This window comes from Paraburkholderia atlantica, assembly GCF_009362785.1.
Classification (GTDB): Bacteria; Pseudomonadota; Gammaproteobacteria; order Burkholderiales; family Burkholderiaceae; genus Paraburkholderia; species Paraburkholderia atlantica.
This window is the reverse complement of record NZ_WHNQ01000011.1, coordinates 35763-48230: the sequence shown is the minus strand read 5'-3', so window position 1 is coordinate 48230 and position 12468 is coordinate 35763. Positions and strand designations below refer to the sequence as shown.

Annotated in this window: 9 protein-coding genes and 1 tRNA gene; 7 read left to right on the top strand and 3 right to left on the bottom strand. The window is 62.1% G+C overall.

Going from position 1 to position 12468, the window contains the following annotated elements; translation table 11 throughout:
• Positions 1 to 23: 23 nt before the first annotated feature.
• The 5 genes from dnaG to GCT19_RS17580 all read left to right on the top strand — a co-directional run bounded on the left by dnaG (position 24) and on the right by GCT19_RS17580 (position 7166).
• Complete coding sequence (gene dnaG / locus GCT19_RS17595) at positions 24 to 1895, top strand: DNA primase (RefSeq protein WP_321576825.1); 1872 nt, start codon at positions 24 to 26, stop codon at positions 1893 to 1895.
• A 90-nt stretch (positions 1896 to 1985) separates the two neighbouring features.
• A complete protein-coding gene (rpoD, locus tag GCT19_RS17590) occupies positions 1986 to 4376 on the top strand; it encodes an RNA polymerase sigma factor RpoD (RefSeq protein ID WP_083788731.1) in 2391 nt (796 codons plus the stop codon).
• Positions 4377 to 4529: 153 nt separating this feature from the next.
• Positions 4530 to 4617: transfer RNA gene (locus GCT19_RS17585), tRNA-Ile, on the top strand.
• Positions 4618 to 4958: 341 nt separating this feature from the next.
• Complete coding sequence (locus tag GCT19_RS42765; RefSeq protein ID WP_018433891.1) at positions 4959 to 5129, top strand: hypothetical protein; 171 nt, start codon at positions 4959 to 4961, stop codon at positions 5127 to 5129.
• Positions 5130 to 6023: 894 nt separating this feature from the next.
• Positions 6024 to 7166 (top strand): porin, encoded by a 1143-nt coding sequence (locus GCT19_RS17580; RefSeq protein ID WP_013093010.1) that lies wholly within the window; start codon positions 6024 to 6026, stop codon positions 7164 to 7166.
• Positions 7167 to 7318: 152 nt separating this feature from the next.
• Here GCT19_RS17580 and GCT19_RS17575 read toward each other — a convergent pair whose 3' ends face one another.
• Positions 7319 to 8449, bottom strand: a complete 1131-nt coding sequence (locus GCT19_RS17575) for a porin (RefSeq protein WP_408582388.1) — start codon at positions 8447 to 8449, stop codon at positions 7319 to 7321.
• A gap of 286 nt (positions 8450 to 8735) precedes the next feature.
• Here GCT19_RS17575 and GCT19_RS42760 point away from each other — a divergent pair, with 286 nt between their 5' ends.
• Entirely contained in the window at positions 8736 to 8891 is a 156-nt protein-coding gene (locus tag GCT19_RS42760; RefSeq protein ID WP_193727410.1) for a hypothetical protein, read from the top strand.
• 18 nt (positions 8892 to 8909) lie between these two features.
• On the opposite strand, the gene GCT19_RS17570 is transcribed toward GCT19_RS42760, so the two are convergent.
• Positions 8910 to 9650 (bottom strand): Crp/Fnr family transcriptional regulator, encoded by a 741-nt coding sequence (locus GCT19_RS17570; protein ID WP_152852633.1) that lies wholly within the window; start codon positions 9648 to 9650, stop codon positions 8910 to 8912.
• A gap of 182 nt (positions 9651 to 9832) precedes the next feature.
• Between GCT19_RS17570 and GCT19_RS17565 the strand changes: the two genes are divergently transcribed.
• Positions 9833 to 11467, top strand: coding sequence for an acyl-CoA synthetase (locus GCT19_RS17565; protein WP_152852632.1), 1635 nt, complete (start codon positions 9833 to 9835; stop codon positions 11465 to 11467).
• A gap of 71 nt (positions 11468 to 11538) precedes the next feature.
• On the opposite strand, the gene GCT19_RS17560 is transcribed toward GCT19_RS17565, so the two are convergent.
• Positions 11539 to 12177 carry a LysE family translocator gene (locus GCT19_RS17560; protein WP_152852631.1) on the bottom strand — a complete coding sequence of 213 codons (639 nt, stop codon included), beginning with the start codon at positions 12175 to 12177 and terminating at the stop codon, positions 11539 to 11541.
• Positions 12178 to 12468: the final 291 nt, after the last annotated feature.

Below are 12468 nucleotides of genomic sequence, written 5' to 3'. Positions count from 1 at the left end.
CTTTCAAGGCAGCGTCATTTACTGTGATCCCACCGTCATTCCTGCAGGACCTGCTCAACCGCGTCGATATCGTCGACGTGGTCGGCCGGTATGTGCAGCTGAAAAAGGGCGGCGCGAACTTCATGGGGCTGTGCCCGTTTCACAACGAGAAGAGCCCCTCGTTTACGGTTAGTCCGACTAAGCAGTTTTATCACTGCTTCGGCTGCGGTGCGCATGGCACGGCCATCGGTTTCCTGATGGAACACGTGGGTGCGTCGTTTCCCGAAGCGGTCAACGAGCTCGCGCAATCGGTGGGTCTCACCGTGCCGAACGAGCCTTCGCCCGGATATGGCGGTGGAGGAGCTGGTGGCGGCTATGCGCCGGCGGCGTCGAAGGCCGTCACCACGGCGCTGTCCGACCTCATGCAGACCGCCTGTGATTACTACCGTAAGCAGCTGCGCGGTGCGCCGGGCGCAATCCAATATTTGAAGAAGCGCGGTCTGACCGGCGAAATCGCCGCGCGCTTCGGTCTCGGCTATGCGCCTGAAGGCTGGCAAAACCTCGAGGCGGCGTTCGCGAACTACCGCGACGACGCGCTGGTCGAAGCCGGTCTCGTGATCGTCAGCGAAAAGTCCGACGCGCAGGGTCAGAATCGCCGCTACGACCGCTTCCGCGAGCGGATCATGTTCCCGATCCGCAATGTCAAAGGGCAGGTGATCGGCTTCGGCGGCCGCGTGCTCGACGGCGGCGAGCCGAAGTATTTGAATTCGCCCGAAACGCCGCTATTTAACAAGGGCAGCGAGCTGTACGGCCTGTTCGAGGCGCGTCTGGCGATTCGAGAGCAGCACTACGTGCTGGTCGTCGAAGGTTATATGGACGTGGTTGCGCTGGCCCAATTGGGCTTCCAGAACGCGGTCGCGACGCTCGGCACCGCTTGCACACCCATTCATGTGCAGAAACTGATGCGCCAGACCGATACGGTCATTTTCAGTTTCGACGGCGACGCGGCCGGCCGGCGTGCCGCACGCCGCGCGCTCGATGCGTGCCTGCCGCATGCCGCCGATAACCGGACGATCCGTTTCCTGTTCCTGCCGAGCGAGCACGATCCCGACAGCTACGTGCGCGAGTTCGGCACGGAGGCTTTCGCCGAGCAGGTCGAACGGGCGATGCCGCTGTCGCAGTTCATGCTCAACGAGGTGCTGAGCGGCAAGGAACTCGATCAGCCCGAGGGCAAAGCCCGCGCGCTGTTCGACGCGAAACCGCTGCTGCAGGCGTTGCCCGCCAACGCGCTGCGCGCGCAGATCATGCATATGTTCGCGGACCGGCTCGATGTGCCGTTCAGCGAAGTCGCGGCGCTTTGCGAGGTCGATGCGCGGATCGCGGCCGCGGCGCGCGAGGCGCCGGCCCGCAAGGACCGCCGCAGCGTGACCGGCATCGAGGAAAAGACGCTGCGCAATCTGGTGATGTATCCGCGCACGGTCGCGATGCTCGATGAAGAGGCCGAGGAGGCGCTGCTGACCGTGACCCGGCACGGCGAACTGTTCGCGGAAGTGACGACGCACGCGCGCGCCCTTGGCGATTCGGCGGCGTTCCAGTTGTTGTCAGATCTCTTGCGAAATGGCGCGAACGCCCCAACTTTCGAGGAAATCTTTCGCAAAATTCTAGACTATGATGAAAACGTCCGGGATTTGCTGCTGAAAGACCCGCAGGACGCGGCCGTCATCGAGGAACGGCGCGAGCAGGAACGAATCGTCGGCGAGGAGTTGAAGGCCGCGATTTTGAAGATGCGATACGACGCTTATTGCGATCGTCTCGAACAGCTTTCGCGACAGTCACGACATACGCCGGAAGAGTTTGCCGAGTTTTCGGAGCTCAACCGGAAGCGGGCCGACATGAAGCGTCAACTCGGTCTGTAGCGGAGAGGGCAAAACCTCGGGTGGTATAATCAAAAGTTTCTAGCGGTTTGTTTTTCAAGGGTTTTCCTAGCAAAGGCGAAAGGCGATGCGATGGCAAAGACAACAGGCGGAAATCAGACAACTGGCTCACGCGCTAAAGAGCGCACCGGAAAAGTTACCGAAGCCAGGCTGACTGCATCCGCCAGAAAAACGTCTGCTGTCAGCGTCGCGCCAGCTGCCGGGAAGAAGTCGTCGACCACTGCGGCCGCGCAGGCCGCACCGGTTCGGGCGGCGAAAGCTGTAGCACCGCCGGCTGCCAAGCGGGCGGGTGTCAGAAGCGCAAGGGAAGCGGCTGCCGTTGAGGACGATGCGGCAGCGCGCGTGACTTCAGTATCCACGGTTCATCCGGCTGTTGTCCAACAGCCGGGGGTCGAGACTACAGCCGGTACGGCGAACTCCATGACGAAAAAGCTGAATGAAGTACCCGTCGATGACGATGCAACCCAGACCGAAGAAACCGCTGCCGCCGCACCGGGCAAGGTGGAAAAGGTCAAGGCTCGCGACCGTCGTGCAAAGGAAAAAGCGCTGCTGAAGGATGCGTTCGCGTCGTCGCAGCCTGGCACGGTGGAGGAACTCGAGGAGCGTCGCTCCAAGCTGCGCGCGCTGATCAAGCTCGGCAAGGAGCGCGGCTTTCTTACGTACGCTGAAATCAACGATCACCTGCCGGACAACTTCACCGAGACCGAGGCGATCGAAGGCATCATCAGCACGTTCAACGACATGGGCGTCGCGGTCTACGAACAGGCCCCGGACGCTGAAACGCTGCTGCTCAACGACAACGCGCCCGCGGCTTCGTCGGACGATGAAGTCGAAGAGGAAGCCGAAGTCGCGCTTTCCACCGTCGACTCCGAATTTGGCCGCACCACCGACCCGGTGCGCATGTACATGCGCGAAATGGGTACGGTCGAGCTGCTCACGCGCGAAGGCGAAATCGAAATCGCGAAGCGCATCGAAGACGGCCTGAAGCACATGGTGATGGCCATCTCCGCGTGCCCGACCACGATCGCCGACATCCTCGCGATGGCCGAGCGCGTCGCCAATGACGAAAATCGCATCGACGAACTCGTCGACGGTCTGATCGACGCCGACGCGGAAGACGCCGACGGCTTCTCCGCACAGGAAGCGGAAGCGATCGAGAACGAAGACGAGGAAGCCGAGGAAGAGGACGAAGAAGACGAAGAAGAGGACGATGGCTCGGCGCAAGCCACGGCCAACGCCGCGCAGCTCGAAGCGCTGCGGCGCGCGTCGCTCGAAAAATTCGCGTTGATCAGCGAATGGTTCGACAAGATGCGTCGCGCGTTCGAGAAGGAAGGCTACAAGTCCAAGTCCTACCTGAAGGCGCAGGAAACCATCCAGAACGAGCTGATGACGATCCGCTTCACCGCGCGTACCGTCGAGCGCCTGTGCGACACGCTGCGCGCGCAGGTCGATGAAGTGCGCCAGGTCGAGCGTCAGATTCTGCATACGGTGGTCGACAAATGCGGCATGCCGCGCGCGGAATTCATCGCGCGTTTCCCGGGCAGCGAGACGGACCTCGAATGGGCCGACAAGATCGTCGCCGAGGGACATGCGTATAGCGCGATCCTCACGCGCAATATTCCGGCGATCCGCGAACAACAGCAACGTCTGCTCGATCTGCAGGCGCGTGTGGTGCTGCCGCTGAAGGACCTGAAGGAAACCAACCGTCAGATGGCGGCTGGCGAACTGAAGGCGCGTCAGGCGAAGCGCGAGATGACCGAAGCGAACCTGCGTCTCGTGATTTCGATCGCGAAGAAGTACACGAACCGCGGTCTGCAGTTCCTCGACCTGATTCAGGAAGGCAACATCGGCCTGATGAAGGCGGTGGACAAGTTCGAATACCGTCGTGGCTACAAGTTCTCCACGTATGCTACGTGGTGGATTCGTCAGGCCATTACGCGTTCGATCGCCGACCAGGCGCGCACGATCCGGATTCCGGTTCATATGATCGAAACGATCAACAAGATGAACCGTATCTCGCGTCAGATCCTGCAGGAAACCGGCCTCGAACCGGATCCGGCAACGCTGGCCGAGAAGATGGAAATGCCGGAAGACAAGATCCGCAAGATCATGAAGATCGCGAAGGAGCCGATCTCGATGGAAACGCCGATCGGTGACGACGACGATTCTCATCTGGGCGACTTCATCGAAGATACGAACACGGTCGCTCCGGCGGATGCGGCGTTGCACGCGAGCATGCGCGACGTCGTGAAGGATGTGCTCGACTCGCTGACGCCGCGCGAAGCGAAGGTGTTGCGCATGCGTTTCGGTATCGAGATGAGCACCGATCACACGCTCGAAGAAGTCGGTAAGCAGTTCGACGTGACGCGTGAGCGGATTCGTCAGATCGAGGCGAAGGCGCTGCGCAAGCTGCGTCATCCGAGCCGTTCGGACAAGCTGAAGTCGTTCCTCGAAGGGAATTGACGGCGGCGGCCGCGGCTGGCCGCACATGATGCGATAGAAGGGGCCGCCCGGTCGTTTCGCGGAAGCGAAGCGGTTGCGCAGGCCCCTTTTTCGTGTAGTATGTCGCCCAATCGACGAAACGGGCCCGGCCTTCACGACCGGGTCTTTTTTCTTGGGCTGGACGCCGTGTTGGTTGCAGGCAGTGGACTCATAATCCACCTCCGAAAGGACATCGTGGGTTCGAACCCCACCCGGCCCACCAAAGTATCGAAAAAAGGGTTCCGACTTCGGAACCCTTTTTGTTTTGGGCGGGAACCCCTGCCGGGCGCGTCGCTCGGCGAAGCCAACGAAGACTTGTCGCAGCCTTCAGCAAGAGCGCTGACGCGAGTCGCATTCTGCTTCGCATGGCTATTCGGGCTGGAGCCGTTCCTCACGGCATCGTCCGATGAGATGGCGGATTCGCGTCTCGAACCTCACTGAGGCGTCGGGCGTTGCAAATTCGGTATCGAGTCAGCGCAGTTTCTACAGGCGCCGCCAGCGATCGCAGGAATAGCCGTTGCGCATCCGGCGTAGGGAGATGTTCCCGTACACCTGGAGGCCGTCATGCAAACCGACCCAACCATCGATCCCGTCGCGCCTCCGAATCAGCCGCTCGAGGAATCCAACGGCGAGCCGCGTCCATTGCCCGATACGCCGCCCGACACCGACCCGCTCGCGCCGGGTTCCTCGCCCGAGGACGAGGAGGCGCTCGAGCGCGCTCCACGCAGGCCATAAGCGGTGATTGCGCGTAATCAGGGAAACTCCGTGTAAATGCGGGCGCCGCCTCGCCGTTAATTGAATGCGGAAGGCTTGCTGATGCACGCAGTCCGCTTTCAGCACGGGTGTTGTCACGCGGCGGCCGGCGCCGCAATTCACCTCCGGGCAATGCCCGTGCTGAAGGCTTCTTCGAGTCGCGTGCAAATCTGATAAAGACGTGACAGAGGGTGCTCGCTAAAGCGAGAAATCAGAAGACTGCCGCAACGGCAGTGTCTCAATAGTGAATGCTGATTCGGCGCGGGGTCTGAGGACGGTTGCGCCGCCAGCAGGCGGCAGCGGTTGCCTGCGTTGGCAATGAAGATTGGGTGAATAAGCCGTCTCGGTAATTCGACGACTTAATCGGCCCCGACGGAAACGATTAATTGCGGGTACGCGAGGGAGAGTGCATTAACTCCATTAAGTTCCCCGCGATCGCAAAATAATTTTCAAACCGCGCGGGAAACCGTCATTCGAGCCGTTCGATTACAAAAAATATCGACGGTCTTTCCTCAATGTGCTCCGACCCGATTACGTCACGCGTATTAAAACGCTGTTGCAAACACGCAACTTCGAATATTGGCGCGTTGCAAATTCGTTTTGGGTGCGGCTGGCGATCCGACACTTAGATCTTGCAATAAACATTGGAAATACAAGAACTTAGCGCCATCGGCTCCCGGATTGTTGCGAATTTCGAAAAATCATGTTGCGTGAATTGTCGGCGTCGATACCAGGGTCTCCCCCTACACTCACGCTTCGCTTCAAGGGTGCCCGGTCGATCCGAACGGGTCGGCCAAGCGGGCGGCGGCAGGTGCGATGCATCGGCCGCTGAGGCAGGTCCTGCTCCCCGTATAAATTTTTCGAATTGGAGTTCCCATGAAAAAGAGTCTCATCGTCGTTGCGGCTGCCGCATCGTTCGCTTCGGTCGCTCACGCACAAAGCAGCGTGACCCTGTACGGTCTGATCGACGCAGGTCTGACGTACACCAGCAACGTTGCTGGCAGCTCCAAGTGGGCAGCAAACAGCGGCGGCATCGACCAGAGCCGCTTCGGCCTGCGTGGCTCGGAAGATCTGGGCGGCGGTCTGAAGGCAATCTTCACGTTGGAAAGCGGCTTCAACATCAACAACGGCCAGTTCGCTAACAACAAGGGCATGTTCAACCGTCAGGCTTACGTCGGTCTGTCGAGCGCGCAATTCGGTACGGTCACGCTGGGTCGCCAGTACGACGCAGCGCAGGACTACCTCGCACCGCTGACCGCAACGGGCAGCTGGGGCGGCACGTACTTCGCGCACCCGTTCAACAACGACAACCTGAACACCAACGGTGGTCTGTCGGTCAACAACTCGGTCAAGTACTCGAGCGCTAACTACGCTGGCTTCACGTTCGGCGGCACGTACGGCTTCTCGAACCAGGCTGGTGGCTTCGCAAACAACCGTCAGTACAGCTTGGGCGCCGCCTACCAGTGGCAAGGCCTGCACCTCGGTGCTGCCTACGTTCAGCAAAACAACCCGGCTGCTAACGCAAGCGGCGCATCGGACGGCGTTCTGGCGAACACGTCGGGCGTCCTGACGGGCAACTTCCGTCAGCGTCAGTTCGGCGCAGGCGCTTCGTATGGCTTCGGCCCGGCGCTGGTCGGCGTGGCCTGGACGCAATCGCGCGTCGACAACCTGGTTGGTGCAGCAGCTGGTCAGCGTCAAGGCCACACCAACAACTACGAAATCAACGGCAAGTACAACGTGACCCCGGCGATGGCTCTCGGCGTGGCGTACACGTTCACCGACGCACGCGGCTACGGCATCAACGCCGACGGTAACGACATGAAGACCCGTTACCACCAGATCGGCCTGCAGGCTGACTACTCGCTGTCGCGTCGCACCGACGTCTACGCTCAGGCTGTGTACCAGCACGCAATGGGCGACGGCGGCGTGGCTTCGATCTACAGCGGCGACAACACGGTTCCGACCTCGTCGTCGAAGAACCAGACGGCTGCTACGGTCGGTCTGCGTCACCGCTTCTAAGCTTCAGCAGAAGCTGCCTGTAGTACAGAAAGGTGCCGTTCGCGGCACCTTTTTTTATGCGCGCGGCAGACCGGTAAGCCGGCTTCCGTATGCGAGAGCCAAAAAAACGGGCGTCCCTGGGGACGCCCGTTTTGCGATGACGACCCGGAGCCTTAGAAAATCGTCCGCAGACCGAGCGCAACGCCGGTCTGGTTGTTGCGGCCCGGCAGTTCGACCGAGGCCGCGCCCGACACCTTGTCGAAATCGACGGTGCCGTACACCTCGGTGCGTTTCGACAGCGCGTACTCGGCCAGTCCGACGAACGTGTAGCGGTAGCCGCTGCCGACCTGGCCATTGCCGATCGCCGCGTTCGACATGTGGTCGTAATACGCGGCGCCCGTCAGCGTCAGCGCGCGCGTGGCCTGCCACGTGACGCCGGCGAACGGTCCGTTGTCGATGCGGCCCGAGCCCTTGACGATATCGACGCCCGGCACGAGCGTCTGCTGCGCGAGCGCGCTGTCGACGAAGCCGGTGTCGTCCTTCGAATGCAGATAGCCGACGTACAGCTTCGTCGACCTGAACGCGTAAACCGCGTTCGCGTTGAAGATGGTCTGCTTGTGATTACTGTTGTCGCTGTTCTGCTGCACGCCGGCCGCGACCGACAGCGGACCCGCCACGTACGACAGCGTGAAGCCGTACATGGTGCCCGCACCGAGATGGCCCGGCACCTGGCCCGAGAAGCCGCCCTCGCCGGTCGATTCCGAATTCGTGCCGAACGAGTACATCGCGGCCACCGTCAGGCCGTTGAACGTGCCCGTGTACTTGACCGCGTTATCCGCGTACAGCCCCGCGCCGAGCGCGCCGGGCAGCCACGAGTTCTCGTTGTAGTTGCCGACCGTGAGCGGGTCGTAGGTGTCGCCGAGCAGGTCGAACAGCGGCGTCTTCTGGCGACCGAGCGTCAGCGTGCCGTACGGACTGCTGACGCCGACGTATGCGTTGCGATTGAAAATGCGCTGGCTATCCGAGGCCGAGCCGTTCTGCAGGTTGATACCGCTTTCCAGATCGAAGATCGCCTTCAGACCGCCACCGAGATCTTCCGAGCCGCGCAGACCCCAGCGGCTGTTGGTGATCGCGCCGTTGGTCATGTACAGACGGTCGTCGTTTTTGGCGTTCGAGTTCGTCAGATAGCGCACGCTGACGTCGGCGACGCCGTACAGCGTGATCGAGCTTTGTGCCGAAGCCTGTTCGGACGTCACGGCAAGCGCCGCGCCACCGACGAGCGCGGCGGTCTTGATAAAGCGGATGTGTCTCAAGGGATTTCCTGCGTGTGGAGAGAGATTTTCTAGTTCGGACGCGGCGCGCGCCAAGGGGTGGCGGCGCCGGGCGCGCCGATGATAGACCACGCTCCGCGTCGAACCATCAGCGCTGTGACGCAATAACCTATTGCCATTTTTGACAATTGCGCCGCTCCGGATCACAAAAGTTGACTTTCTCCCATGCAAGCTTCGAGTAGTCTCGAACGCGTTGACGTATCGACACTACTTTTGGAGCGACGCCAGCACGCGCTTCACGCGTGCACCGGGGAGCGCGATGCCCGGGCACTACGTGCCGTACCAGACCGCGCATCGCTACTATCTGCGCTGGAAAAGATCGGGCGTGATGAGCGCGATCATGCTGGCGCTGTTCAAGACCGACGACGCTCTCGAAACGCGCGCGACGCGCAAGGGCGGCGTACGCGCCGGGTAGCGCGCGCCCGCCGCGCCGCTAGATCTGCTCCCGTCCGTACGCATCTAGCCGCTCGAGATCGAGCACCTCGATCTGGTTATAAGACAGACGCAAAATCCGCAGCTTTTCCAGGTTCTGCAGCGCCTGATTGATGCGCTGCCGCGACACCCCCGCAAGCAAGCCGACCTCTTCCTGCGAAATCGCCAGTGTGTGCCCCGTGTCCGGATACAGATCCGGATTGAACAACTGCGCGAGCGATTGAGCGACGCGTGCGTCCACGTCGAGCAGCCGGCTGTTCTGGATCGACGCGATGAATTCCCCCATCCGGTTGTTCAACTGACGGATCACGAAGCCCGTGAACGGCAGGCTCGATTCGAGCAGCGCATGGAAGGTCGCTGAAGGCACGAACATCATCAGCGATGGCTGGATCGCGGCCACGTCGTACTTGCGCAACTCGCGCTTGATCACGCTGCCTTCGCCGAACCAGCCGCCCGGCGGCACGCCCGACAGCGTGCAACTGCGGCCCGACGCGTTGTAGATCGCGAGCTTGATGAGCCCCGAGTGCACGCCGATCCAATAGTCGGACGGTTGCTGGCGACGCGCGATCCATGCGCCGCCTTCAAAGTGCTCGGCGTGCGCGCTGGCGAGCACCATCGCTTGATGCTCGGTGGCGAGCGCGCGAAACCACGCGCAGGTGGCGAACAGCCGCGCCAGGTCGGCGGGCGCGACACGTTGGGGCGGGCGGGAGTCGGCGCGGTCGGTGAGAGGAGCGTCGGTCATCGGCGATAAGCGTCCTGGGAGCGGTTCCGGCTGAGCCATGTCAAGGCGGGGCGACGGCGGCGCCACTCTGTCATTTGAATGACAGACAGTTCATGACGACAATTGCTAGGCTAGGCCCTGGTTATTCATAGAAAACGATCACAACAATCGGCGGCGCGGCTCGCGCCTCAGGAGACGAAGCAATGACACAGCACATGTTCGACGAAGGCCTCGGGCGGCGCGAGGCCAATTATGTCCCGTTGACGCCGATCGATTTCCTCGTGCGCGCAGCGCAAGTGTATGGCGAGCGGCTCGCGATCGTCCACGGGGATACCCGCCGCAACTGGCGCGAGACCTACGAGCGCGCGCGGCGGCTCGCGAGCGCGCTGCACGAGGCCGGCATCGGCCGTGGCGATACGGTCGCCGCGCTGTTGCCGAACATCCCGCCGATGGTCGAGGCGCACTTCGGCGTGCCGATGGCCGGCGCCGTGCTGAATACGCTGAACACGCGGCTCGACGTACCGACGCTGCTGTTCATGCTGCGCCACGGTGAGGCGAAGGCGCTGATCGTGGATACCGAATATGGCGAGTTCGCGCATCGCGCTGCGCTCGAATTTCCGGAACTGCGCGTGATCAGCGTGGCCGATGCGCAGCCCGCCGACGCCGCGCAGTTCATCCGCGCGACCGACTACGAGCAGTTCCTGCAAACCGGCGACCCGTCCTGCGAGTGGACTCCGCCCGCCGACGAATGGGACGCGATCGCGCTGAACTACACGTCGGGCACGACCGGTGACCCGAAGGGCGTCGTCTACCATCACCGCGGCGCGTATCTGAACGCGCTGAGCAACATCCTCGAATGGGATATGCCGAAGCACGCGGTCTATCTGTGGACGCTGCCGATGTTTCACTGCAACGGCTGGTGCTTTCCGTGGACCGTGGCCGCGCGCGCGGGCGTCAACGTCTGTCTGCGCAAGTTCGACGCGAAGACCGTGTTCGAGCTGATTCGCCGCGAGCACATCACGCATTACTGTGGCGCGCCGATCGTGCAGAGTTCGCTCGCGAATGCGCCGGCCGAATGGCGCGAGGGCATCACGCATCGCGTGTCGACGATGGTCGCGGGCGCCGCGCCGCCGCCCGCGGTGATCGCGAAGATGAAGCAGATCGGTTTCGATCTGACGCACGTGTACGGGCTCACCGAAACCTACGGCCCGGCGGCCGTCTGCGCGAAGCAGCAGGAGTGGGACGCGCTCGACGAGCAGATCAGCGCCGACCTGACCGCCCGCCAGGGCGTGCGGTATCACCTGCAGGCGGCGGTCGCGGTGCTGGATGCGGACACGCTCGCGCCGGTGCCGGACGACGGCGAAACGATCGGCGAGATCATGTTTCGCGGCAACATCTGCATGAAGGGCTATCTGAAGAACGAGCGCGCGACCGAAGCCGCTTTCAAAGGCGGCTGGTTCCATACCGGCGATCTCGGCGTGCGCACGGCCGACGGCTATATCCGCATCCGCGACCGCAGCAAGGACATCATCATTTCGGGCGGCGAAAACATTTCGAGCATCGAGGTCGAGGACACGCTGTACCGGCACCCGGCGGTGTCGGTGGCGGCGGTGGTCGCGATGGCCGATCCAAAGTGGGGCGAGGTGCCGTGCGCGTTCATCGAGTTGAAGGAAGGCGCGCAGGCAACCGAGGAGGAAATCATCGCGCACTGCCGGCTGTTCCTGGCTGGCTTCAAGTTGCCGAAGGCGGTGCGCTTTGGCGAGTTGCCTAAGACGTCGACGGGGAAGATCCAGAAGTTCGAGTTGCGCGCGCGGATCAAGGCGGAGGGGAAAGGATAACGCGCTGCGATTTCTTTGTTTCAGGGCGGCGCGCATCGAGTTACGCCGGCGCGCGCCGCTTCATGCTGGCGTCAAATCCCCACTTTGTGCGCGTTCAGAATCAGCCGCAGGCCGAGCGCGGTCACCGCGCTCGCGGCGATGCGATCGATCCACGCCTTCCAGCGCAGATAGATTTCGCGCGGCCGTTGGCTAGAAAAGCACAGGGCGACGATCGTGTACCAGCCTGCTTCGATTGCGAAGATCGCCGGCGGCAGCGCGAAATAGCACCACACGGGCGGATGCTGCGGCAGCAGCGCGGCGAAGATACTGCCGTAATACACGGCCGTTTTCGGATTGCTGAGCTGCGTGCTCAAGCCGATCCAGAACGACTTGCGCGGATTGATGCCGCTGCCGGTTCGCGTTTCGCTGAACGCGAGCGGCTTCGCGGCGCCGCGCCAGATTTTCGACGCCAGATAGATCAGATAGACGCCGCCGGCTACTTTCAGCCCCACGTAGAGCCATTCGACCGTCGCGAGCAGCGTATAGAGCCCGAGCAGCGCGATGCCGCTAAAAAACACGCCGCCGATGCCCATGCCGAGCGCCGTCGCGAGACCGTCGCCACGCGACAGACCGATCGCGTTGCGCGCGACGATGACGAAGCTGGGCCCCGGACTCATCGCGCCTAAAAGCAGCGCGGCGAGGATCGTGAGGATGGCTGTCGAGGCGGGCATGGTCGTGTCTCCTGATGTCGGGCCGATGCCAGAGGTGCTGGCGAATACCGAGTTTCGCATTGTCCGCCAATCGCGCGGCGGAAGCCACGATTACCGAAAACTCGGAAATCCCGCAATCAGTACAATTAGAAAAACTTCTTTGCTGCGGCCAAAATACATCGAATGCTAGAATCACTTTCGATATAGTTCCCTCGCCACGGCGAGGCGACGCACGAAGCGAAACACGGGTGCAATTCGAGCCCCCTTCGATTCTTCGAGTAGCCGATTCGCTTGATCCCAGCGCTTTAATCC